This window comes from Streptomyces sp. cg40 (assembly GCF_050320165.1).
GTDB lineage: Bacteria > Actinomycetota > Actinomycetes > Streptomycetales > Streptomycetaceae > Streptomyces > Streptomyces hokutonensis.
In genome coordinates this window covers 6,172,877-6,195,829 of record NZ_CP190128.1, presented here as the reverse complement: position 1 = coordinate 6,195,829, position 22,953 = coordinate 6,172,877, and the positions used below count along the sequence as shown (strand labels likewise).

The following is a 22,953-nucleotide window of genomic DNA, read 5'->3' as shown; positions in this document are numbered from 1 at the left end:
TCAGTTGTCCCGCTTCCGGCGCAGGACCTCGATGAGGCGGTCGTCGTCCAGGAGCGCCAGTTGCGCGACACCGGACATGTCGGTGACCTCCGAGAGCGCGGATTTACGTGCGTGCATGGCCGCGATGTGCTCCTCGACCGTCGTCCCGGTGGTGAGTGTGGTGATCGTGACGGTGCGGGTCTGGCCGATCCGGTGGACGCGGTCGGAGGCCTGGGCCTCGACGGCCGGGTTCCACCAGCGGTCGTAGTGGATGACGTCGGCCGCGCGGGTGAGCGTGAGCCCGGTGCCGCCGGCTTTGAGGCTGAGCACCATCACCTGCGGGCCGTCGGGGGACTGGAAGCGGCGGACGAGGTCGGAGCGCTGGTCCTGTCGCAGGCCGCCGTGGAAGAACGGCACGTCGATCCCGAACTGTTCCGCACAGTGCCGTACCAGCAGTTCACCGGTCCGCACGTACTGCGTGAAGATCAGGGTGGGCGAGCCCGTTTCGAGGTTGTTGGCCACGATGTCGGTGCACAGGTCGAGCTTTCCCGACCTGCCCACAAGCTCGCCCGGCTCGTCCAGGCCGTCGGTGAGCAAGGCCGGATGGTTGCAGACCTGTTTGAGCGCGGTCAGAGCCGCCAGCACCCTGGTCCGGCGCCCCGCCCCGCTGCCGAAGCCGTCGTCGACGGCCTGGTTCAGGACGCGGTCGTAGGACCGCTGCTGTTCCTCGGTGAGGTCGCAGATCAGGTCGGTGTGGATCTTGGCCGGGAGCGAGCCGGCGACCTGGGCCTTCTTGCGTGCCAGGACGACCGGTTCGATCACCCCGCGCAGCCGGGCCGCGGCGGCGACGGAGCCGTCCGCGACCGGCCGGACGAAGCGGCGGCGGAATTGCGTCCTGTTCCCGAACTGGTGCGGTGCGACCAGGTTGAGCAGTGCCCAGAGTTCTTCGAGGTGGTTTTCCACCGGGGTTCCGGTCAGGGCGATCCGGGTGTCTGCCGTAATGGTCCGCGCGGCTTTCGACACCTGGGTGCGGGGATTCTTCAGGACCTGTGCCTCGTCGAATACGGCGGTGATCCACCGCCGTTCCGTCAGGGCGGGGCCGTGGAGGCGCAGGGTCGGGTAGCCGGTGAGGACGACCGTGCCGGCGTCCGCCGTCTCCAGCGGGCCGCCGCGCCAGGTCGTCGTGCGCAGGGCGGGGGCGAACCGCTGGATCTCGTGGGCCCAGTTCCCGACCAACGACGTGGGGCATACGACCAGTTGGGGGCCTTCCGCGGCCCGTCCGGTGAGGTAGCCGATGGCCTGGAGTGTCTTGCCGAGGCCCATCTCGTCGGCGAGCACCGCGCCGCCGTGCGCGTCGGCGGTCTCCCGCAGCCAGCTCACCCCGCGCACCTGGTACGGCCGTAGCGTGGCGGTGAGTGCGGCGCGCAGTTCGGTGGCTACGGCGCGGGTGTGGCGGAAGACGGCCACGGCGTGCGCGGCGGACGTGACGGCGACACCGGTGGCATCGGGGACGGCGTGCGCGGCGATCGGGAGGGCCGCGTCGCCGCCCGCGAGCAACTGCCGCCAGGCGTCCACCGAACGGCCGGGCGCGTCGAGGGGCGCGTCGGCGAGCCGGTCCGGCTCGATGAGCGCGCAGTCGACGTCGGCCACCTCGAACCCGCCGAGGTCCGGGGTCGGGACGACCAGGGCGATGGCCTCGACGGCATCAGCGGCTTCGGCCGGCGGGGCGGCGCCCGCAGCCCGTCCCGACCAGTTCCACAGGGCGAACATGTGCCGGTCGGGCAGATAAGTGGCCTGCACGAAGAAACAACCTCGGGTGCGCTCGACAAAGAACTGACTGACGCCTGGAAGCTAAGGAACGAACAGCCCAATGTCAATTCCCCTTCCTCGTCAACCAGCGCATTCCCAGAAGGAGTTACCAGGGACACACCACCCTCTCCCCTGTCAAGTAATTCAAGAGAAATTACGGCCGGTTCCAGAAACCCATCGAGGACATATCGAAATCGCTTTTGTCAATTCCCGGTCCGGTCCGATCCGACGGAGGCGTCCCCCGGACCACGGCGGGCGTGCCAGGATGATGATCTGACAGCCACTCACCAAGACGGAGCCTGGCCTCATGACCTCTCCCAGCGGGGACGGCAGTGGCGCCCAGCCACTGATCATCGACACCAGCAAGCCCCACCCGGCGCGGATGTACGACTACTTCCTCGGGGGGAAGGACAACTACCCGGTCGACCGGGACGCCGCCGAGCAGTTCATCAAGGCCGCTCCCGAGGTGCGGGAGGGCGTGCGGGCCAACCGGCGTTTCATGCACCGCGCCGTCCGGCATGTGGTGGAGGAAGGCGGGGTGCGGCAGATCCTCGACATCGGGACCGGGCTGCCGACCGAACCCAACGTGCACCAGATCGCGCACGCCATCGCCCCGGACACGCGGATCGTCTACGTCGACAACGACCCGATCGTCAGCACCCACTCGATGGCCCTCATGGAGGGCACCGACACCTCCGTCATCCTGGCTGACCTGCGCGATCCCCGCGCGATCCTCGACCACCCCGAGGTCCGCAAGGCGATCGACTTCGGCCGGCCGGTGGCCGTGCTGCTGGTGGCGGTCGTGCACTTCCTCGCCGACGACGGCGACCCGTACGGCATCGTCGCCACCCTGCGCGACGCGCTGCCGGCCGGCTCCTACCTCGTCCTCTCCCACGCCACGGGTGATGTCCACGAGGACCAGCGCGAGGAGGCAGCGTCCGTCTACAACCGGGCCACCGCCACCCTCAACCTCCGCACCCACGCCCAAGTCCTCGACTTCTTCGGCGACTTCACCCTCGTCGATCCCGGCCTGGTCCGGGTCACGCACTGGCGTCCCGAGGCGGCCCCCGACCCGACCGCCGCACCGATCGGCATCTACGGCGGGGTGGCGCGGAAGGACGGCTGACGGGGCTGTGAGGGTGGGGCCCGCTACACCCCTGAATGGGCAGCACACCCCATCGTGACGGCGAGCCGATGGCGGGATCGTTGATCTCACGAGGTCAACGACTCCCCGTCGACGACTCACCGGAAGGAAACCGTCATGCCGCACAGCACCGTCTCCCTCACCAAGGAAGCCCGCACCGCCCGGCCGTCCACCGTCACCCCCGGCACCGTCCGGCGGACCCCGAGCAGCACACCCCGCGTCATGCCCCTCTGGCAGGCGATGGCCCACCTCTTCGCCCCGGACGAGAACACGGTACGGCCGTAGCCTTACGACGGCGGCCTTACGACCGTACGGCTGGCCGAAAGCGTCAGTGCACCCGGCGTTCACGTCCCCCGCGAAACATGCGGCTCATGAGACGTGTCACCCTCGCCGCGGTCCTCGGCACGGCCGCGCTGCTGGCCACCCCGTTCGCCGCGCAGGCCGCCCCCGGCGGCAGCGCCCACACCGACAGTTACGGCACGAAGGCCGTGTACGCCCCGGAGCAGGACTCCCGGTCGTACCAGCAGGCCCCGGCCGGTTTCACCCCCGTCTTCACCGAGAACGTGTCCCGGCACGGCTCGCGCTCCGCGACCGACGGCTCGGACGGCGACCTGATCCTCGCGCTGTGGAACAAGGCCGAGGCGGAGGGCCAACTCACCGCGAAGGGGCGGGAGTTCGGGCCCAAGACCCAGGCCCTCGAAGCCGCCATGAGCACGATCGGCTACGGCAACCTCAGCGCGCGCGGCAAGGCGGAGATCCAGGCCACCGCGACCCGGATGGCGAAGCGGCTGCCGAGCCTCTTCGCCTCGATCGCGAAGAACAAGGAGCCCATCGACGTCGTCAGTTCGGGGCAGGGGCGCGCCGTCGACAGCGCCAACCTCTACGGCGCCGCGCTCGCCCAGGCCGACCCCGACCTCACCTCCCTCATCGGCTCGACCCGTACCGACAAGGACCTCCTCTACTTCCACAAGGCCGCGGGCGGGGCGGCGTACCGCGACTACATCGCGAACGACCAGCGCCTCGCCACCACCCTGACCTCCATCACGGACCAGCCGAAGACCCACCGCGCCGCCCGTGACGTACTGAGGAAGCTGTTCAAGCCCGCGTTCGTGGACCGGATCACGGCGGGCGAGTTCGCGTCGATCGGCACGGACGTCGAGGCCGCCACCGCCGTCTACAACCTCTACGCCATCGCCCCCGCGATGAGCGAGGAGAGCCCGGGCGGCAAGGGCTGGGGCATGGACCGGTACATCTCGGCGCGCGACGCCGACTGGTTCGGGTACCTCTCCGACGCCGAGGACTTCTACGAGAAGGGGCCGGGCTTCGCGGACAGCGACATCACGTACAGGATGGCCGGCGTCCTGCTCGACGACTTCTTCAAGAAGGTCGAGGCCAAGCGCGACGGCACGAGCGACCTGGGCGCGGAACTCCGGTTCACGCATGCCGAGGAGATCATCCCGCTGGCCGCGCTGATGGGCCTGCCGGGCAGCACGCAGGGCGTCACTTCCGAGCAGCCGTACACCTACGCCACCAACTCCTGGCGGGGCGCCGCCGTGGCACCCCTCGGCTCGAACATCCAGTGGGACGTCTACCGCAAGGGCGGCACCTACCTCGTGCGCATGCTCTACAACGAGAAGGAGACCGCGTTCAAGGCGGGCTGCCGTCCCGTCTCAAAGGGCAGCAAGTTCTACGACCTGAACGAGCTGGAGCGCTGCTTCGGGCGTACGACCTCCAACGGCTGAGCAACGTCGGTATCAGCCCTGGCACGGCCCCGCGCTCCCCCGGGCGCGGGCCGCCGCCGCGAACTCCCGGCCCCGCATCCCGGCCCGCCGGTACGCGGAGATCGCGGCCGGGTTGTCGGCGTCCACCATCAGCGCGGCGCGCCCGTACTCCCGTACCAGCGCGTCGACGACGAACCGCGACACGGCCGCGCCCAGCCCACGCCCCCGCGCCTGTGGCCGCGTCACGACCCCGGCCATGAAGCCGCACCCGACCCCGGACCAGGCGTCACCGGCCACCGCGAGCAACATGCCGGTACCGTCCGGCTGTTGGCCGTGAGCACCGGCCCAACGGCGGGCTCCAGGACGGCCGGGCCGGGCGTACGAGCCGGGGAACGAGTCCTCGAACAGGGCCGCCGCCTCCCGCTCCCCCGCCGCGTCGAGCCACCGCACCCCTTCCGGGACAGCGGGCCGGGGCGGCTCCGCCGTCTCCATCCACAGAAACCCGGGACCACCGGCGGCCACGAGTCCGGGAATCCCCCGCACCAGCGCGGCGATCAACTCCGCGTCCCCGAACGGACGGTAGCCCGGCCCGACCTCCGTCAGAACCTCGTCCCGTACGAGGACCAGCGCATCGTCCGCGTCCCCGCCGACCGCGATCCGGTCCCGCCCGGACAGCCCGGGACTGGCCACGGCGATCGCCGAGCGGTGCCGGAAGACACGGACCCCGGGGCCGGGGCGGCCGTCGGGGCGGAGTTGCGCGGCCCAGAGCAGATGACCGGGGTCGTCGGGCAGCGAGTGCGGGGCCGCGACGGGACGGCCGGCGTCGTTCGCCCGCAGGTGCCCGGCAGTCCCCAACTGCCCAGTCCCCACCGGGAATCCGGCCGCCTCGATGTCGCCGTGGAGCCCGTCAGCCTCGGCCACGTACGCCCGTCCCCGCCCTCGGTTCGACCACTCCCCCCACCGTGAAGCCGATCACCGCGCCGCCGCCCTCGCGTTGCAGGGCGAAGGGGGATCCGGCGTGGGCGAGGGCCACCTCGCGGACGATGGAGAGGCCGAGGCCGGAGCCGGGGAGGGAGCGGGCGTCGGCGGCGCGGTAGAAGCGGTCGAAGATGCGGAAGAGGTCGGTCTCGGAGACTCCGGGGCCCCGGTCCAGGACTTCGACGCGGACCGTACCGGGGCGGGCCGGGCCCGAGACCGCGATCTCGATCGGGGTCTGGCCCGCGCGGTCGAACTTTGCGGCGTTCTCCACGAGGTTGGAGATCGCGCGCTGGAGCATGCCGGGGCGGCCGTCGGTGGTCGTGTCGCCGCTCGCGCGGACGGTGATGTCGCGGCCGGTGCGGCGGCGGGCCAGCACCGCCACGTCCTCCGCGATGTCGGCGAGGTCGACCTGCTGGGGCGGTTCGGTGTCGGACTGACCGGCCGCGAGGTCCACCAACTCGTTGACGAGGTCGGTGAGTTCGCGGGCCTCCTGGGAGAGGTCGGCGACCAGTTCCTCGCGGGTTCCGGGCGGGAGTTCGTCCATCCGGCGGAGCAGGGAGATGTTCGTGCGGAGCGAGGTCAGGGGGGTGCGGAGTTCGTGGCCCGCGTCCTGGATCAGGCGGCGCTGGTCCTCCTCCGACTGCGCGAGGCGGCCGAGCATCCGGTCGAACGCGCGGCCGAGGCGGCCGACTTCGTCGTAGCCGGTGACGGGGACCTGCACGCCGAGGCGGCGGGTGCGGGCCACGTCCTCGGCCGCCGCCGTGAGGATGATGAGGCGGCGCGTGATGCGCCGGGCCAGCCACCAGCCGCACAGCCCGGCCAGCACCACGACCGCCGCCATCAGCACGAACGTCCGCTGCTGCAACGCCCGCAGCAGGTCCTCGGTGTCGCTGAACTCCTGCGCCACCTGCACCGCCCCCTGCCCGCGGCCCAGCGAGACGGTCGCGATGCGGTACACGTCCTCGGCGACGGCGACGTCCTTGTGCTCGACCGTCTTCCCGGCGGTCTTCTCGCCCGCCACGGCCCGGTCGTCGCCGGTGACGGGGAGCGCGGGGCTGCCGCTGTCGAGGACGCTGCCGGCCGGCCCGAGCACCTGCACGTCCGTGCGGGCCGGGCGCACGATGTCGTGGCCGGGCGCGGAGGAGGAGAAGTCGTCGGGGGTCATCTGGTGCGTGCGCACCTCGTCCTGGAGGTCCTGGACGACCTGGTCGAACACGGACTCCTGGTCGACGCGGACCAGCCGGGCCGCCGCGCCGTAGGAGAGCACGCCGACGAGGAGGGTGACGGCGGCGGTCACCGCCGCGAAGGACAGCACGAAGGTCGTACGGAGCGAGACGAGTCTCGGCCGCCGGGCGGCCACCAGCCGCCGCAGGCGGCCCACTCAGTCCTCCCGCAGCACGTAACCCACGCCACGCACCGTGTGGATCAGCTGCGGTGCGCCGGGCTCGTCGAGCTTGCGGCGCAGATAGCCGACGTAGACGGCGAGGTTCTTGGAGCCGGGGCCGAAGTCGTAGCCCCAGATGCGGTCGTAGATGGTGGAGTGGTCGAGGACGATGCCCGCGTTGCGGACCAGCAGTTCGAGGAGTTCGAACTCGGTGCGGGTCAGTTCCAGTTCGCGGGTCCCGCGCCAGACGCGGCGGGCCTGGAGGTCCATGCGCAGGCCGGCCGCGGAGATCTGCTTGTCGGAGGAGGAGTACGGCGAGGACGGCGAGGAGGAGTGCGGCTCGTCCCGCAGTCCGTCGCCGGGCGCGCCCTGGACGCCGTTCGCCGGGACCGGGCTGGTGCGGCGGAGCAGGGCGCGCAGTCGCGCGAAGACCTCTTCGACGTCGAAGGGCTTCACGACGTAGTCGTCGGCGCCCGCGTCCAGGCCCGCGATGCGGTCGGCGGTCTCCACGAGGGCGGTCAGCATGAGGATCGGGGTGCGGTCGCCCTCGGCGCGCAGTACCCGGCAGACCTGGAGGCCGTCGATGCCGGGCATCATCACGTCGAGGAGCAGCACGTCCGGTGGGGTGCGGTGGGCCTGCGCGAGCGCCTCGACACCGTCGGCGACCGCGGTCACCTGGTAGCCCTCCAGGGTCAGGGCCCGCTCCAGGGCATGACGGATGGCACGGTCGTCTTCGGCGAGCAGCACAGTCTGGGGCACGTCCCCCAGTGTGCCAAGGCCTCCGGCGGTTGACCGGTGGGGGCAGGTCTACGATCACCCTTTTTACCTGCCTCTCACCGTGGTGGACGCAACCCGTGCCGACCTCCTACCGTCTTCTCACGGTCGGCTGCCCTGCCGTCCCGGGGGCTCCGCCCCCAGACCCCCGTCGGCCCTGAAGGGGCCTCGTCCTCAAACGCCGGACGGGCTGGTGGGTGCCAGCGCCGCCAGTTGCTCCGCGAACGGTACGACCGGCTGCTTCTGCTTCTTCTCCGGGCGGGCCGTCGACAGGCCCGTCATCAGCGCACCCAGCTCCCCCGCCGCGCGGTCGATCCGGTCCGGCAGGCCCTCCGCGCCCCAGTCCTCGGAGGCGGCGTAGACCGCGGTCGGGACGACCACGGCCCTCAGGTAGGCGAAGAGCGGGCGCAGCGCGTGCTCCAGCACCAGGGAGTGGCGTGCGCTGCCGCCCGTCGCGGCGATCAGTACCGGCTTTCCGGCCAGCGCGTCCTTGTCGAGGACGTCGAAGAAGGACTTGAAGAGTCCGCTGTACGACGCGGAGAACACCGGGGTGACGACGATCAGCCCGTCCGCCTCCGTCACCGCGTCCAGCGCGGCGGCGAGGGTACGGCCGGGGAAGCCGTTGGTGAAGTTGTGGGCTATCTCGACCGCGAGGTCGCGCAGCTCCACGACCTGGATGTCGACGGGGGTCCTGCGGTCCACCGCCGCCGCCAGCCGGTCGGCCAGCAGACGGGTGGACGAGGGCACGCTCAGCCCCGCCGAGACGACGACGAGCTTCATGCGACGGTCACCCCTTCCGATGCGGCCGCCTCGGCGGACTTCAGCGACTCGTGCGTCGGCGCCTCCGGCACGTCCGCCGGGCGGTTCACCGCGAACTCCTTGCGCAGGACCGGTACGACCTCCTCGCCCAGCAGGTCGAGCTGCTCCAGGACCGTCTTGAGCGGCAGCCCGGCGTGGTCGAGCAGGAACAGCTGGCGCTGGTAGTCACCGGCGTACTCCCGGAACGCGAGGGTCTTCTCGATGACCTCCTGCGGGGAGCCGACGGTCAGCGGGGTCTGGTCGGTGAAGTCCTCCAGGGAGGGGCCGTGGCCGTAGACCGGGGCGTTGTCGAAGTAAGGGCGGAACTCGTTCACCGCGTCCTGGGAGTTCTTCCGCATGAAGACCTGGCCGCCGAGGCCGACGATCGCCTGTTCCGGCGTGCCGTGGCCGTAGTGCGCGTACCGCTCCCGGTACAGCTCGACCATGCGCTTGGTGTGGTCGGCCGGCCAGAAGATGTTGTTGTGGAAGAAGCCGTCGCCGTAGAAGGCGGCCTGCTCGGCGATCTCGGGCGAGCGGATCGAGCCGTGCCAGACGAACGGCGGTACGTCGTCCAGCGGGCGGGGCGTGGACGTGAAGCCCTGGAGCGGGGAGCGGAACTTGCCCTCCCAGTTCACGACGTCCTCGCGCCACAGGCGGCGCAGCAGGGCGTAGTTCTCGATGGCGAGGTTGATGCCCTGGCGGATGTCCTGCCCGAACCAGGGGTAGACGGGGCCGGTGTTGCCGCGGCCCATCATCAGGTCGACGCGTCCGTCGGCCAGGTGCTGGAGCATCGCGAAGTCCTCGGCGATCTTCACCGGGTCGTTGGTGGTGATGAGGGTGGTGGAGGTGGAGAGGATCAGCTTCTCGGTGCGGGCGGCGATGTAGCCGAGCATCGTCGTCGGGGACGAGGGCACGAACGGCGGGTTGTGGTGCTCGCCGGTCGCGAAGACGTCGAGCCCGACCTCCTCGGCCTTCAGCGCGATGGCGACCATGGCCTTGATGCGCTCACGCTCGGTCGGCGTCCGTCCGGTGGTCGGGTCCGGTGTGACGTCGCCGACGCTGAAGATCCCGAACTGCATGGTCGTTCACCCTCCAGGTTGTTGATTATTCAACTATACCCTCCAACGGCCACCCCTCCGCACATATTCCGGCCACTGTCAGTGCCTCGTCCTACGATCCCCGCATGGCCGCCGCACGCCGTGACACCCGAGGAATCGTCGACCCCGCCGAACTCCTCACCCGCGTCCGCTTCCGCCGCCCCGAACCCGCCGAGCCCCTCCGCCCCTACGTCGAGCACTATTGGCTGATCGACTGGGACCTCACCGAGCCCTATGTCTCCCACGTCGTCCCGCACCCGGCCGTGCACATCGTCTTCCAGCGGCTCGCCGGCGAGGACGCCTTCGTCGAGATCGCGGGCATCCCGCACGGCCTCTTCGCCCAGAAGCTGGAGGGGCGGGGGCGGGTCTGCGGGATCAAGTTCCGGCCCGGCGCCTTCCGGAGCGCCGTCCCCGACCGCCCGGTGTCGGAGTGGACGGGAGCGCGGGTACGGCAGCCCGAGGTGTTCCCGGACACCGACCCCGCCGTCGTCCTCGACCCGGCCGACGACAGCGACCGCGTCGCCGCGCTCGACGCCTTCCTGCTGGCCCTCGGCCTCCGCCCGGACCCGCAGGCCGAACTGGCCACCGCCCTCGTCGACCGCATCCGCACCGACCGCACGATCCGCCGCGTGACCGACTTCGCCCGCGCCGAGGGCCTGTCCGTACGGCTGCTCCAGCGCCTCTTCGCCGCGTACGTCGGGGTCGGCCCCAAGTGGGTCGTCCTGCGCTACCGCATCCACGAGGCCCTGGAGCGCGCGGGCGGCGGCACCCCCGTGGACTGGGCGGGCCTCGCCGCCGACCTGGGGTACGCCGACCAGGCCCACCTGGTCCGGGACTTCACGACGACGGTCGGGGTGTCTCCGACGGCGTACGTGCAGGGTGTGCAGGGCGGGCGCTGACCGCCGACGGGCGCACTCTCCACGCTGGTAGCTTTCGCTCCGGCCGGACGGCAGTGGGAAACGTGCCCGGACGGGAGTGGGAAGAGAACCGGACGCGGAGTGGGAAGAGAGCCGCAGTGAACCGAACGCAGGCCCTGAACCGGTGGTTCACGGCGGACAACAACCCCGTCCAGGTCTTCGGCACCGTCGTCGCCGTCACCGTCGGCGCGCTCGCCGTGCGGCCGGTCGGGACTTCCGGGACCGGGCTCGCGGTGCTGTGTCTGCTGGTCGTGGTGTCGCTGCTGCTGTGCACGCGGCTCGTTCCCGAGGGCACGTTCCCGCCCCGTGTGCAGTTCGCGGTGCTGTGTGCCTGGGCGGTCGGGGCGGCGGCGCTGATGAGCCTGGAGACCTCCGGGGCGTCGGCGCTGTTCGGCTACTTCGTGACCGGGCACGCCGGGTACCGTCTCGCGGCCCGCCGAGCGCTGCCCTTCGCGGCGGCCACCAGTGCCCTGTGCGCGGGCGCGCTGCTGGTGCCGTGGGGCGGCCACAACACCTCCTGGATCGTGGGTGCCTTCACCGGTGTCAGTGTGCTGGTCGGTATCTCCAACCGGGCCCACACCGAGGCGTTGCGCTCCGCGCGGGCCGCCGCCGAGCAGGCCGAGCTGGCCGCGCGGGCCGAGGCGCGGGCGGAGAGGCTGGCCGAGCGGGCCCGGATCGCCCGGGACGTGCACGACGTACTGGCCCACTCGCTGGCCGGGGTGAACATGCAACTGGAGGTCACCGACGCCCTGTTGGAGTCCGGCGACATCGACCGGGCCCGGCAGGCGGCCCAGCGGGCGCAGAGCCTGGTCCGCTCGGGGCTGACCGAGGTGCAGCGCACGGTCGGGGATCTGCGTGAGGACGCGCTGCCGCTGGTGGAGACCCTGCGCTCGCTGCTCGCGTCCGCCTCCGACGCCGGTACGCTGACCGTCGACGGGCCGCAGCGTGAACTGCCCGTCCGGCTCGCCCAGGTGATCGTGCGCTGCGCCCAGGAGGCGCTGACCAACGCGCACAAGTACGCGCCGGGTGCCCCGGTCCGGATGCGCCTGGAGTACGCGGAACAGCCGGCTGGGGCGACCGTCTTCGAGGTGGTGAACTCCGCGCCGCCGGAGGGCTCGCGGCCGTTGGCCGGTGCGGGGAGCGGGATGGGGCTCGTCGGGATGCGTGAGCGGCTCGACCTGGTGGGCGGCACGGTCGCGGCCGGGCCGATCGTGGACGGTGACGACGCAGGAGGCTGGCAGGTGCGCGTGGTGATCCCGGGATGAGCGACGGGCGGCAGGAGCAGGGGCAGGGGCGGTTGCAGGGCGAACAGCAGCCTGTTGTCAGGGTGGTCGTGGCCGACGACCAGACCGCGGTGCGGGAGGCGCTGGCGACCGTACTGGATCTGCAGTCCGGTGTGGAGGTCGTGGCGACCGCGAAGGACGGCGGGGAGGCCGTGCGGGCGGCCGAGGAGCACGCGCCCGATGTGGTCCTGATGGATCTCAACATGCCCCGGGTGGACGGGGTGGAGGCCACCCGGCTGATCGGCGAACGCTTCCCCGGGGTCGCCGTCGTGGTGCTCACCACCTTCGCCGACGAGGAGTACATCCTCGCCGCGCTCGGTGCCGGCGCCCGCGGCTACCTGACCAAGGAGTCCGGCCGGGAGGACATCACCCGCGCGGTGCGGGCGGCTGCCGCCGGGCAGTCCGTGCTCGACCCCGCCGTACGGGACCGGCTCGTCGCCGCCGCGGCGCGGGGCGGCGCCCCCGTCCAGCGGCCGGGCGCCGGACTCGCGCCGGAGCTCACCCCCCGGGAGGTGGAGGTGCTCACGCTGATCGGCGAGGGGCTCACCAACCGGGGCATCGCCGAGCGGCTGGTGGTGAGCGAGGCCACGGTGAAGACCCATATCAACAACCTCTTCTCCAAGGCCCATCTGCGGGACCGGGCGCATGCCGTGAAGTACGCGTTCATCCACGGACTGGTGAAGACCCCTGGGTGAGGGGCTGGCCCTGGGCGGCGGCCGGCGCCAGGAGGCGCACGCGGGCCAGGAGCAGGAACACCCGGGTGAGGACCATGGCCAGCGCCATGATGACGAAGAACGGCGCGACGGCGTCCTCGACTATGTGGTGCTCCGCCATGAACGTGCCCAGGTGGTCGCGGAACCAGGTGTTGTGCTCGGCGAGGTAGATGAAGGCGATGCGCAGGCCGACCACCGCCGTCCAGATCGCGACGAAGCCCGCGCCGCAGCGGGTGTGGACCTTGCCCGAGGCCGGGTCCCGCTCGACACCGGTGGTGAGGGTGGCGACGACTCCGCAGGCCAGCCCGATCGCCGCGCCCACCAGATACACCACGAGGTCGACGTCCTGGCCGGGCATCCCCTTCAGGTAGAAGTAGCCGACCGCGGACACCGTGCCGATCGGCATCAGCACCTTGTGCAGGTCGTACTTCCGGCGCCCGTACTGCGTCAGCATCATCACCGCGAAGATGCCCCCGCTGATCGCCAGCGCCTGCTCCATGTCCGTCATGACGTCCCACTCCTCGGTCTCCGGCGGTCGCCCCGCCACGCGTTTTCCTGAGACCGACTCTCCCGCCGAAGCCGGAAAACCTCCCGGACCCACGGGTGGAAATCCGGGTGGAGACGCGGGGTGGAGCCTCCCCCTAAGGGCGGCTCGGGGGCCGGGTGCCAAGGGGGCCACCGGGTGCCGGGAGACCGAGGAGTCGCGGGCCTGTGGGGACCGAATCCCCTACGGCACCAGCACCAGTCGTCCCCGCACCCCGCCCTCCGCGAGTCGTGCGTGTGCGCCGGCCGCGTCCGCCAGGGGGTACGTGTCCGCCACCCGCAGCGTCAGTACGCCCTTCTCCACCAGGGCGACCAGTTCGGCGAGGCGGGCGCCGTCCGGGCTCACCTCCACCGCGCCGGTGCGGACCCCGCGCTCCGGGGCCGGCGCGGCCTGCGGGATCACCCCGGTGTACGCGCCCCCGTCCCGCACCCACGCCAGCGCCCGCTCCCCGAGGACCGCCGCGTCCAGCACCGCGTCGACGCTCCCCGCCGCCACGCCCTCGCTCGTGAACTCGGCGGCGCCCAGGGCCCGTACGAACTCCTCGTCGCCGGCCCGGGCGAGTCCGGTCACCAACACCCCACGCTGGGCGGCGAGTTGGATCGCGAAGGCGCCGACGGCCCCCGCCGCGCCCGTCACCAGAAGCGTCCGACCCGGCGTCAACTCCAGGAGATCCAGGGCCTGTACGGCGGTCAGCGCGTTCAGCGGGAGGGTGGCGGCGTGCACCGCGTCCACGCCCTCCGGCGCCTTCGCGACCGCGTCCGCGTCGACGACGACGTACTCGGCGTGCGTGCCCAGCGGCTTGACCGCGCCGTAGTGCAGGGCGACCACCTCGTCGCCGACCCGCCACGCGGTCGCGGCGCCGGTCGCGTCCACCGTCCCGGCTACGTCCCAGCCCAGTCCGAGCCGCTGCCCCGCGCCCCCGAACGCGCCCGCGCGCACTCCGGCGTCCACCGGGTTCAGCGAGGCCGCCGCGACCTTGATCCGCACCTGCCCGGCGCCCGGCCCGGGAATTTCCGTCTCCACGACCCGAACCGCCTCGGGCCCGCCGAACGTCGTCACCACTGCAGCACGCATGACAGACAGCTCCCCTCATAAGGGTTGTAAGGGATGTAAGGGTTTCGCCGGGGCATCTCCCCGACTGCCCACAACCCTAGGAAGAGCTACTATCCATCGGGAAGTAGTTACCTGAAGGTGCGTACCTACCCCGCAAGTGACCGGAAGTGAACGGAGGCCACGGCCCATGGCGACCATGACAGCGGCCCAGAAGCGCGAACAGGCACGTGTCGAGTACGACGCGTTCATCCGCAGCTGCCCCACCAACCAGCTGCTGGACCGCATCAGCGACAAGTGGGTCAGCCTGGTCGTCGCCGCGCTGGCCGCGGGCCCGATGCGCTACAGCGACCTCGCCCGCAAGATCGCCGGCGTCAGCCCCAAGATGCTGACGCAGACGCTGCGTTCACTGGAACGCGACGGCATCCTCTCCCGCACGGTCACCCCGTCCGTCCCGGTCCGCGTCGACTACGAACTCACCCCGCTCGGCACCAGCCTGAGCATGCTCCTGCTCGCCGTGAAGGACTGGGCGGAGACCCACATCGAGGAGGTCCACGAGGCGCGGGGGCGCTACGACGAGGACGACGAGACGCCCTCTCGGGCGTAGCGCCCGCTCAGACCTCTCCCGCCCGCAGCCGCGCGATCTGCCGCCCGCTGAACTCCACCGTCCGCCTCATGTGCCCTACGATCACAGCGAGTTCGGCGTCGGCGAGGTCGTCGAAGAGCGTGAACCAGCCGCCGCCCAGCCGGTTCCACATCCGGCCGAACTCGGTGATCTTCTCCGGGACGGTGGCGACCAGCACCCGCCGCCGGTCCTCCGCGTCCCGCTCCCGGACGACGTACCCCGCCCGCTCCAGCCGGTCCACGAGCCGGGTCGCCGACCCGGTCGTCAGCCCGGTCAGCTCGGCGATCCGGCCCGTGGTCACCGGCCCCGCCTCCAGCGTGAGCAGGTTGAGGCACTGCAGATCGGTGGGGTGCAGCCCGAGCCGGTCGGCGACGGCCTGGTTGAACAGGGCGTACGACGCCATGTACCGGCGCGAGACGGTGGACAACTCGTCCAGCAGCCGCGCCCGCGCGTTCCCGGACATGTCGTACCCCTCGTCGCCTGTGCCGTACGGAGATCGAGATGGTACGACGAGCCCGAGCACGTGGCTCAGGGGTACTACGGGCGTGGCTCAGAAGTAGTAGCTGTCACCGGTGTCGAGGACGAGCACCCGCTGCTGGTCGTTGGCCCGGTTCCCGTCCACCGCGCCGCCGGCCCACACCGTGTCCAGCTCCAGCAGCACCTCGGAGGACGCGTCCCGCAGCACCACCCGCAGCTCGATCCGCTCGCCCACCTCGTCCGCCGCCAGTGCCCCGGTCCGGCACACCACCGCCCGCTCCCCCGACCGCGCACACCCCTCCGGCAGCGTCTGCCGGTCCGCGAGCGGCTTCGACCAGCGCAGCCGTACGGTCGCGTCGGGGACGGCGGACGGGCCGTGGTTGCGCGGGGTGAACCGCACGTCGACCCGGCCGGCGGTCATGGCGACGGAGCCGTGATAGGAGAGATCCGCCTCCGGAGCGAGCACACTCGGCGCCGCGCCCGTCACCGCGAACGCGGCGCCCACTACGGCGCCGACCCGTAGTACCCGTACGACTGCTCGCATGCCATCCACTCCTCTGTACGCCCGTGCGCCACCGCCGGGGTCGTACGGATGTATCCCACGCGGAGCACGCGACAGGCGCCGTCCATCAGGTGACACCCGGGTGATCACGTGACACCCGTGTGATGGGGTGGCGGTCATGCTCGTACTTCGCTCCGCGGCCCTCTTCGTCGTCGCCGCCGTCTTCGAGATCGGCGGCGCCTGGCTGGTCTGGCAGGGGGTGCGCGAACACCGCGGCTGGCTCTGGGCCGTCGGCGGGGTCATGGCCCTCGGCGCCTACGGCTTCGTCGCCACCTTCCAGCCCGACGCCCACTTCGGCCGCATCCTCGCGGCCTACGGCGGGATCTTCGTCGCCGGGTCACTGGCCTGGGGCGCGGTCGCGGACGGCTACCGGCCCGACCGCTGGGACCTCACCGGGGCCCTGATCTGCCTGGCCGGGATGGCCGTGATCATGTGGGCGCCGCGCGGAAACTGAGCCGCCGCCGGGCCCGCCTATCCTGGACGGAGTCGTACGCACGGAGTCGTACACATGATCCCGTCGGTCCCTCCCGAGGAGCAGCCCATGGCCACCGCCGCACCGTCCGCCGCCTCCCGTATCGCGGTCGTCACCGGGGCGAGCGGCGGCATCGGCGCCGCCACGGCCCGCCGGCTCGCCGAGGCCGGCTACCGGGTCGTCCTCACCGCCCGCCGCAAGGACCGCATCGAGGCGCTGGCCGAGGAGATCAACAAGGCGGGCCACAAGGCGACGGCGTACGAGCTCGACGTCACCGACCGGGCCGCGGTCGACGAGTTCGCGACGGCCTTCAGGACGATCGGCGTGCTGGTCAACAACGCGGGCGGCGCGCTCGGCGCCGACCCGGTCGCCACCGGCGACCCCGCCGACTGGCGCACGATGTACGAGACGAACGTCCTCGGCACGCTGAACGTCACGCAGGCCCTGCTCCCCGCCCTCACCGCGAGCGGCGACGGCACGGTCGTGGTCGTCTCCTCCACGGCCGGCCACGGCACGTACGAGGGCGGCGCGGGCTATGTCGCCGCCAAGCACGGCGCCCACGTCCTCGCCGAGACGCTGCGCCTGGAGATCGTCGGCACCCCGGTCCGGGTGATCGAGGTCGCGCCCGGCATGGTCAAGACGGACGAGTTCGCGCTGACCCGGTTCGGCGGGGACGCGGAGAAGGCGGCGAAGGTCTACGCGGGCGTCGCCGAGCCCCTCACGGCGGACGACGTGGCCGACACGATCTCCTGGGCGGTCACCCGCCCCAGCCACGTCAACATCGACCTGCTCGTCGTCCGCCCGCGCGCCCAGGCCTCGAACACCAAGGTCCACCGGGAGCTGTGATGCCCGACGAGGAGGGCACCCCGGACAACTCCCAAGAGGCCCTGGACCGGCGCCGGTTGGCCGAGGAGACCAGGAACGAGCGCAAGGTCTGGTACTTCCTCGCCTACTTCCTCTTCGGCATCCACATCGTCGCGTTCGTGATGATCTACGCGGTGACGCACGCGCCGGACAAGTGAGGAAGTGAACGAGTGAGGAGCGGCGCTCAGACCTGATCGCCGCTCCCGTCCAGGAGCTCGCTCGCCGAGCGGTGGACCTTCCCCAAGGCGCTGAGCAGGGCCGCGCGTTCGGCCTCGGTGAGGTCCGCGGTGACCCGCTCCTCGATCAACTGCCGTTCCGCCTCGACCGGTTCGCGCAGTGCGCGCCCCGCGTCGGTGAGCCAGAGCCGGACGAGCCGGTTGTCCCGGTCGTCGCGGCGCCGGGTGAGCAGCCCCGACGCGGTCATCCGGTCGGCCATCTTGACGACGGTGGGCGTGGTGACGTGCAGCGCGGCGGCGGCCTCGCCGGGGGTGGCGCCGTCGCGTTCCCAGAGCACGGCGAGCAGGTGGTTCTGGCCGACGTGCAGCCCGTGCCGCCGCATGGCCGCGTCGGCCAGCGAGCGGAGCACCTTCGACGTCCTGCCGTGCAGGTCCAGGAACTCGGACATGGCGGCCTTTCGAGCAAGTCGATTGACGGCTAATCATTCACCGGCTAGCGTTCTCGCGAACTCATTAGACGGCAAACGACTTTGGGAGCCGCAATGATACTGGTCACCGGCGCCACCGGAAACATCGGCCGCGCCCTCGCCCGCGAACTCGACGTCAGGGGCGAGAAGTCACGCCTCCTCGTCCGCGACCCCGCCCGCGCACGAGCCGCCGGACTGCCCCCGTCCGACCGCGCCGAACTCGCCGTAGGAGACTTCGCAGACCCCGACACCCTCACCCCCGCCCTCACCGGCGTGGACAAGCTGTTCCTGCTCACCCAGGGCATCGGCACCGAGCACACCACCGCGGTGGTGGCCGCCGCCCGCGCGGCCGGAGTGCGGCACATCGTGCACCTGTCCTCCGCCCACGTCCTGCTCGACCCGGTCCCCGCCATGGGCCGCTGGCACCACGAGCGCGAGCGGATCATCCGCGCCTCCGGCGTCCCCGCCACCTTCCTGCGCCCCGGCGGCTTCATGACCAACGCCCTCGACTGGCTGCCCACCATCCACGCCGGCGACTACGTCCTCGACCCGGTCGGCCCCGGCCGCTACGCGCCGATCGACCCCGCCGACATCGCCGCGGTCGCCGCCCACGTCCTGACCGGCCACGCGGAGGAGGACGAGGAGTACGTCCTCACCGGCGACGAGACCTTCACCGTCGCCGAGCAGGTCCGGATCATCTCCGAGACCATCGGCCGCACCATCGAGGTCAGGGCGACCACCACACCGGACGAGATCGTACGGTTCCGCTTCCCGCACGGCGCTCCCCCGGCGCTGGCCGCCGCCGTCACCGAGGGCTTCGCGCTCATGCGCGCAGACACCGTCGGAGTGCGGACGGACACCGTGGAGCGCCTGCTCGGCCGCAGGCCCCGGACGTTCGCGGACTGGTGCGTACGTCACGCCGACGCGTTCCGCCGACCGGCCACCGCATGAGACCCCGGCCACCACATAGAGTCACCGTCCGTGGACAGACACCTCCCCTTCGGCGATCTCCCCAACTTCCGTGACCTGGGCGGCTATCCGACCCCGGACGGCCGCCGGGTCCGCCCCGGGCTCCTCTACCGGGCCGACTCCCTGGGCAAGTTGAGCGAGAACACCGACGACTGGACCCGCTTCCTCGCCCTCGGCATCGGCACGGTGATCGACCTCCGCCACCCCTGGGAGATCGAGCGCAGGGGCCGTGTCCCCGAGCACGAGTCGTTCACGTACCACAACCTGAGCATCGAGCACCGCCCTTACGACCAGGCGCAGTTGACCCCCGACATCGACCCGGGGCCGTACCTGGCGGAGCGGTACGCGGAGGTCGCCGAGGACGGCACGGCGGAGATCGCACAGGCCCTGGAACTGATCGCGGCGGCGGCCGGGACGGGCACCCCCCTCGTCTTCCACTGCGCGTCCGGCAAGGACCGCACCGGCCTGCTCGCGGCGCTGGTCCTCGGCCTGCTCGGCGTCCCCGAGGAGACGATCGTCGAGGACTTCACCCTCACCGAACTCGCCACCCCCGCCCTCCTGTCGGCCTGGCGGGCCCGCAACGGCGGCCGCACCCCGGTCTGGCCGGCCTGGGGGCACGCCCCGGAAGCGGTCATGCGGCTGTTCCTCGCCGGACTGACCAGCCGCTACAGCTCGGTCGAGGGCTATGCGACCAAGGCCCTGTCCCTGGACGCCACGGCCCTCTCAACCACCCTGCGCGACAAGCTGCTCGAGGAACAGCCCACCGGCTGGCCGGAGTCGACCTACCGCGAGGCCACCGAGGCGGACGCCGTCGCGCTCGTCCGCCTCCGGGACAGCGCGGCCCTGTGGCAACTGGCCCGGGGCATCGACCAATGGAAGCCGGGCGAGAAGGACGAGGCCCACTTCCTGCGGCGCGTGCGGGAGGGCGAGGTGTGGCTGGCGTACGCCGGCGAGAGCCTGGCCGGCGCCTGCGAACTCTGGTGGGACGACCCGGCCGCCTGGGGCCCGCGCCCGCCCGACGCGGGGTACGTCCACCGCCTGATGACGACCCCGCACACGGCACCGCCGGGCACGGGACGCCGGCTGCTCGCGCGGGCGGAGTCCCGTATCACCGCGACGGGCCGCCCGTACGCCCGCCTGGACTGCCTCTCCTCCAACCCCCGCCTGCGCGCCTACTACGAGTCGGCCGGCTATACCGTCGTAGGCGAACAGCGGGCGAAGGACGGCGGGTCGGGGAGTCCGTACGCGGTGACGCTGATGGAGAAGCGGCTCGGCGGCTGAGCCGGACCAACCGCCCTGGCCGGGGGCCTATTTGCGCTGGCGGAAGATCCACTCGCGGACTCCTTCGATGGTGTACGCGATCGGCCAGGTGGAGTTGTGCTCGACGCCGTGCGCGTTCGCGAGGCCCCCGGCCAGGGTCGAACCCTTCTTGAACGTCGCGTAGTTGACCGTGGTGCCCTTGGCCGCCATCGCCTCGACGTCCGCGGCGAACTCCGCCGCCGTGGACTGCCCGTCCCAGACCGCCCGGCTCACCTTCGTCCCGGCCTTCTCGACGACGGCCATGATGGCGTTCTCCCCGGGATACGCCTTGGTGTCGCCCTGCGAGACGGTGACCCAGAGGTTCTTCCTCGCCAGCGGCGCGGCCTGGGCGGCGGGCCACTGGCCTGCGACCACCCACGAAGCGGCGAAGAGGTCCGGGTACTTGATGTTCAGACCGAGGGTCATCATCGCCCCCATCGACTGCCCGGTGGAGTACAGCCGTTCGGTGTCGATGCTGTACTTGCCGGTCAGCTCGCGGACCAGGTCGGCGGTGGTGTCGAAGAGCGACGTCGGCCTGTAGTCGTCGCCGACGACCACCTCCGGGTACTGCGGCGCCAGCACGAACGCCGGCCGCTCCGCCTGCTCCTCGGGAGCGGCCCAGCACACCGCGCCAAGACCCTGCACCAGCGTCGCCCGCACGGTCGTACTGATCAGGCTCGCGTCGTGCATGAAGAGGACCAGCGGATAGGACCTGGTCCGGTCGTAGCCCTTCGGGACGTAGAGGTTGTAGGGCAGCGACCTGCCGGTCTTCGGGTCCTTGTACGTGAACTGCAGGAAGTCGTCGACGATCAAGTTCACCGCGCGGCTCGTGGTGACCTTGGTGTCGGCGGCGGCGTAGCGGGTGCCGCCGGTGGTGGTGACGGTGGCCGACTGGACGACGGTGGCCTTCGCCGCCTTGATGGTGGCAGGGCCGCCGGTCGAGCCGACCTGGGGGCCGGGGATGACGTACGGGCTGCTGGAGTCGGCCGGCGAGGGCGACGAAGACACCGACGCCGACGCCGACGCCGACGGCTGGGTGCTCCCCGCCATGCCCCCGCCTCCGCCCACTCCTCCCCACAACAACGCGCCGTCGTCGTCCGGGGAGAGTTCCACGATGACGTACGGCCCGTCCCTGCCCTGGTCGGCGAGGGCCGCGCCGGTGTTGGCGTAGACCTTGGTGACGGTCCGGCCCTCGACGGTGAAGGACGTCTTCGTGAGCGTGGAGTTGTCGATCGCGGTGTCGTACTCGACGGCCACGGCGATGAACTTCTGCCCGTCGCCGTAGACCTGGGTGATGGCGGTGGCGCCTTTCACCCGCCCGCCACCACCGCCGCTACCGCTGTCGCTGCCGGAGTCGCAGGCCGCGAGGCCCGACGCGGCGGCGACCGCCGCTGTCCCCGCCCCCACGACCCGCGTTAAGAATGCGCGCCTTGTCGTCATTTTCCACACCTCAGTTCAGGGACTTGACAATGCGCCCGATTCGAGTGGCGGCCTTCTCCGCGGTGCCCTGGATGTAGAAGCCGTCGACCGCTTCGTAGGTGACGTGATCGAAATTCCATTTGTCGGGCATGTTCTTGGCGCCGCCCTCGAACATCGACATGACGAAAGTGCTGGAGAACGACGAATTCTCGCGGATCGTGTTCGCGGTGGTCGTGGACAACTCCGGTTCCACACCGGCGAAGACACCCTTGCCGACCTGGAAGACCCAGATCGGCACCTGGGCGGAGCCGGTGGGAGTGAAGGTGACGGTCTTCATGGGCGCGCTGGCCTGCGGGCCGGTGACCTGCGTGGTGGTGATGTCGTCGGTGACCAGCCGCACCGCGACCTTCTTGCCGCTCTCGTACTGGCCGATCCCCTGGGCCACTCGCACGATCTCGTTGCCGAGCCGTTCGCCCTGCGCGGTGAGCAGCGCGAAGCCGGCGTCGTGCAGATCGACGCCGTAGGTCCAGCCCTTGTCCTTGTCGATCGTGTACCGCTTCGAGCGGTAGGCCGGGAACTGGTCGCCGCACGCTCCGACCAGCCAGAAGCCGACGGCGCCGGGGTACTGGGTCTCGACGTGCGCGACGGCCGCGCCGGCGAGGTCGGCGGTGATCGGCAGGGTGCCGTCGGCCATGACGGAGTCCTGCATCACGCAGGACTGCACGTTGTAGTTGGTCAGGACGGCGATCGGGTTGCCGTCGAGGTCGTTGAAGCGGGCGACGTACACGCCCTTGTCGGACGGGAGTTGCTCGTTGACGCCGAGCCAGTAGCCGTCGGCGGTGGAGACGTTGCGGTTGACGTTGACGTCGCAGCGGCCGGTGCCGTAGCCGACCTCGGCGTCCTGGAGGTTCTTGACGGCGTCCGCGACGGCGGACCTGGTGGCGGCGACGATGTTCTGCACATACGCGGCGGCACCGGCCGAGGACGAACTCGCCTGGACGTGCGGCGCGGAGAAGCAGTGCGTGACGGTGACCATGATGTTCGCGGCACTGACACCGCTCGCCGCGGTGATGGCGGTCCGCATCAGCGCGATCGCCTCCGCGCTGATCGAGGTCAGGTCCAGCACGGCCAGCGCGATCCGGCGGGAGCCGGACTCCACCAGCAGGACACGGACGTTGAGGTCGTCGTGCACGGCGGTGAAGTTGTCCAGCGGCAGGAGCGAGGCCGCGGGGGTGAACGCGGCCTTGCCCGCGCCGACCTTCAGCCCGGCCGCCGCCTTCGTACCGGTGGCGGCCTGGGCCGAGGTGGCACCGCCGACCACGGTCGCCGCGAGCGCGGTCGCCGCACCGGCGGCCACAACGGTCCGCCGGCTCAACTCGCTCTGATTCTGGTACCGCTCAGACATGTGCTGTCCTCCGAGACGCTGCGGGTG

Annotated in this window: 25 protein-coding genes; 12 read left to right on the top strand and 13 right to left on the bottom strand. The window is 71.4% G+C overall.

The window, feature by feature from the left end; all coding sequences use genetic code 11:
• The gene (locus tag ACQHII_RS27765) at positions 1–1,779 is read right to left on the bottom strand and encodes a DEAD/DEAH box helicase (RefSeq protein ID WP_427921853.1); all 1,779 of its coding nucleotides are present in this window, start codon (positions 1,777–1,779) and stop codon (positions 1–3) included.
• 316 nt (positions 1,780–2,095) lie between these two features.
• On the opposite strand from ACQHII_RS27765, the gene ACQHII_RS27760 reads away from it, so the two are divergent.
• From ACQHII_RS27760 to ACQHII_RS27750, 3 genes are all read left to right on the top strand, one after another.
• The gene (locus ACQHII_RS27760) at positions 2,096–2,914 is read left to right on the top strand and encodes an SAM-dependent methyltransferase (RefSeq protein ID WP_427921852.1); all 819 of its coding nucleotides are present in this window, start codon (positions 2,096–2,098) and stop codon (positions 2,912–2,914) included.
• A gap of 135 nt (positions 2,915–3,049) precedes the next feature.
• Complete coding sequence (locus ACQHII_RS27755; protein ID WP_427921851.1) at positions 3,050–3,217, top strand: hypothetical protein; 168 nt, start codon at positions 3,050–3,052, stop codon at positions 3,215–3,217.
• Positions 3,218–3,303: 86 nt separating this feature from the next.
• Complete coding sequence (locus tag ACQHII_RS27750; protein ID WP_427921850.1) at positions 3,304–4,674, top strand: histidine-type phosphatase; 1,371 nt, start codon at positions 3,304–3,306, stop codon at positions 4,672–4,674.
• A gap of 12 nt (positions 4,675–4,686) precedes the next feature.
• Here the strand turns inward: ACQHII_RS27750 and ACQHII_RS27745 are convergent, their stop codons facing one another.
• The 5 genes from ACQHII_RS27745 to ACQHII_RS27725 form a co-directional block, all read right to left on the bottom strand.
• Entirely contained in the window at positions 4,687–5,574 is an 888-nt protein-coding gene (locus ACQHII_RS27745) for a GNAT family N-acetyltransferase (RefSeq protein WP_427921849.1), read from the bottom strand.
• Positions 5,561–7,012 (bottom strand): ATP-binding protein, encoded by a 1,452-nt coding sequence (locus ACQHII_RS27740; RefSeq protein WP_427921848.1) that lies wholly within the window; start codon positions 7,010–7,012, stop codon positions 5,561–5,563. The genes ACQHII_RS27745 and ACQHII_RS27740 overlap by 14 nt, the downstream gene beginning before the upstream one ends.
• Positions 7,013–7,774: a response regulator transcription factor gene (locus ACQHII_RS27735; protein ID WP_427921847.1), complete on the bottom strand. Its 762-nt coding sequence runs from the start codon at positions 7,772–7,774 to the stop codon at positions 7,013–7,015.
• A 189-nt stretch (positions 7,775–7,963) separates the two neighbouring features.
• Complete coding sequence (locus ACQHII_RS27730) at positions 7,964–8,569, bottom strand: FMN reductase (RefSeq protein ID WP_427921846.1); 606 nt, start codon at positions 8,567–8,569, stop codon at positions 7,964–7,966.
• The gene (locus ACQHII_RS27725) at positions 8,566–9,666 is read right to left on the bottom strand and encodes an LLM class flavin-dependent oxidoreductase (RefSeq protein WP_427921845.1); all 1,101 of its coding nucleotides are present in this window, start codon (positions 9,664–9,666) and stop codon (positions 8,566–8,568) included. The genes ACQHII_RS27730 and ACQHII_RS27725 overlap by 4 nt, the downstream gene beginning before the upstream one ends.
• Before the next feature lie 104 nt (positions 9,667–9,770).
• Between ACQHII_RS27725 and ACQHII_RS27720 the strand changes: the two genes are divergently transcribed.
• From ACQHII_RS27720 to ACQHII_RS27710, 3 genes are all read left to right on the top strand, one after another.
• Entirely contained in the window at positions 9,771–10,583 is an 813-nt protein-coding gene (locus ACQHII_RS27720; protein ID WP_427921844.1) for an AraC family transcriptional regulator, read from the top strand.
• Positions 10,584–10,699: 116 nt separating this feature from the next.
• Positions 10,700–11,866, top strand: coding sequence for a sensor histidine kinase (locus ACQHII_RS27715; protein ID WP_427921843.1), 1,167 nt, complete (start codon positions 10,700–10,702; stop codon positions 11,864–11,866).
• Positions 11,863–12,579, top strand: a complete 717-nt coding sequence (locus ACQHII_RS27710; RefSeq protein WP_427921842.1) for a response regulator transcription factor — start codon at positions 11,863–11,865, stop codon at positions 12,577–12,579. Before ACQHII_RS27715 ends, ACQHII_RS27710 begins: the two co-directional genes overlap by 4 nt.
• On the opposite strand, the gene ACQHII_RS27705 is transcribed toward ACQHII_RS27710, so the two are convergent.
• Both ACQHII_RS27705 and ACQHII_RS27700 read right to left on the bottom strand, forming a co-directional pair.
• On the bottom strand, positions 12,548–13,144 hold the full coding sequence (locus ACQHII_RS27705; RefSeq protein WP_427921841.1) for a hypothetical protein: 597 nt from the start codon (positions 13,142–13,144) through the stop codon (positions 12,548–12,550). The genes ACQHII_RS27710 and ACQHII_RS27705 overlap by 32 nt on opposite strands.
• 180 nt (positions 13,145–13,324) lie before the next feature.
• Positions 13,325–14,215, bottom strand: a complete 891-nt coding sequence (locus tag ACQHII_RS27700) for an NADP-dependent oxidoreductase (protein WP_427921840.1) — start codon at positions 14,213–14,215, stop codon at positions 13,325–13,327.
• A 166-nt stretch (positions 14,216–14,381) separates the two neighbouring features.
• Between ACQHII_RS27700 and ACQHII_RS27695 the strand changes: the two genes are divergently transcribed.
• Positions 14,382–14,798 carry a winged helix-turn-helix transcriptional regulator gene (locus ACQHII_RS27695; RefSeq protein WP_427921839.1) on the top strand — a complete coding sequence of 139 codons (417 nt, stop codon included), beginning with the start codon at positions 14,382–14,384 and terminating at the stop codon, positions 14,796–14,798.
• 7 nt (positions 14,799–14,805) lie between these two features.
• Here ACQHII_RS27695 and ACQHII_RS27690 read toward each other — a convergent pair whose 3' ends face one another.
• Together ACQHII_RS27690 and ACQHII_RS27685 are read right to left on the bottom strand one after the other, a co-directional pair.
• On the bottom strand, positions 14,806–15,279 hold the full coding sequence (locus ACQHII_RS27690; RefSeq protein ID WP_359609076.1) for a MarR family winged helix-turn-helix transcriptional regulator: 474 nt from the start codon (positions 15,277–15,279) through the stop codon (positions 14,806–14,808).
• A gap of 87 nt (positions 15,280–15,366) precedes the next feature.
• Complete coding sequence (locus tag ACQHII_RS27685; RefSeq protein WP_427921838.1) at positions 15,367–15,837, bottom strand: hypothetical protein; 471 nt, start codon at positions 15,835–15,837, stop codon at positions 15,367–15,369.
• Positions 15,838–15,973: 136 nt separating this feature from the next.
• On the opposite strand from ACQHII_RS27685, the gene ACQHII_RS27680 reads away from it, so the two are divergent.
• The 3 genes from ACQHII_RS27680 to ACQHII_RS27670 all read left to right on the top strand — a co-directional run bounded on the left by ACQHII_RS27680 (position 15,974) and on the right by ACQHII_RS27670 (position 17,349).
• Positions 15,974–16,309: a YnfA family protein gene (locus ACQHII_RS27680; RefSeq protein WP_043686189.1), complete on the top strand. Its 336-nt coding sequence runs from the start codon at positions 15,974–15,976 to the stop codon at positions 16,307–16,309.
• Positions 16,310–16,396: 87 nt separating this feature from the next.
• Positions 16,397–17,173 carry an SDR family NAD(P)-dependent oxidoreductase gene (locus ACQHII_RS27675; RefSeq protein WP_427921837.1) on the top strand — a complete coding sequence of 259 codons (777 nt, stop codon included), beginning with the start codon at positions 16,397–16,399 and terminating at the stop codon, positions 17,171–17,173.
• Complete coding sequence (locus ACQHII_RS27670) at positions 17,173–17,349, top strand: hypothetical protein (protein ID WP_427921836.1); 177 nt, start codon at positions 17,173–17,175, stop codon at positions 17,347–17,349. Before ACQHII_RS27675 ends, ACQHII_RS27670 begins: the two co-directional genes overlap by 1 nt.
• Before the next feature lie 26 nt (positions 17,350–17,375).
• On the opposite strand, the gene ACQHII_RS27665 is transcribed toward ACQHII_RS27670, so the two are convergent.
• On the bottom strand, positions 17,376–17,816 hold the full coding sequence (locus tag ACQHII_RS27665) for a MarR family winged helix-turn-helix transcriptional regulator (protein WP_427921835.1): 441 nt from the start codon (positions 17,814–17,816) through the stop codon (positions 17,376–17,378).
• 93 nt (positions 17,817–17,909) lie between these two features.
• On the opposite strand from ACQHII_RS27665, the gene ACQHII_RS27660 reads away from it, so the two are divergent.
• Together ACQHII_RS27660 and ACQHII_RS27655 are read left to right on the top strand one after the other, a co-directional pair.
• Positions 17,910–18,785 (top strand): NAD(P)H-binding protein, encoded by an 876-nt coding sequence (locus ACQHII_RS27660; protein ID WP_427921834.1) that lies wholly within the window; start codon positions 17,910–17,912, stop codon positions 18,783–18,785.
• Positions 18,786–18,815: 30 nt separating this feature from the next.
• Complete coding sequence (locus ACQHII_RS27655; protein WP_427921833.1) at positions 18,816–20,084, top strand: GNAT family N-acetyltransferase; 1,269 nt, start codon at positions 18,816–18,818, stop codon at positions 20,082–20,084.
• A 27-nt stretch (positions 20,085–20,111) separates the two neighbouring features.
• Here ACQHII_RS27655 and ACQHII_RS27650 read toward each other — a convergent pair whose 3' ends face one another.
• Together ACQHII_RS27650 and ACQHII_RS27645 are read right to left on the bottom strand one after the other, a co-directional pair.
• A complete protein-coding gene (locus ACQHII_RS27650) occupies positions 20,112–21,542 on the bottom strand; it encodes a hypothetical protein (RefSeq protein ID WP_427921832.1) in 1,431 nt (476 codons plus the stop codon).
• 10 nt (positions 21,543–21,552) lie between these two features.
• Entirely contained in the window at positions 21,553–22,926 is a 1,374-nt protein-coding gene (locus ACQHII_RS27645) for a hypothetical protein (protein ID WP_427921831.1), read from the bottom strand.
• Positions 22,927–22,953: the final 27 nt, after the last annotated feature.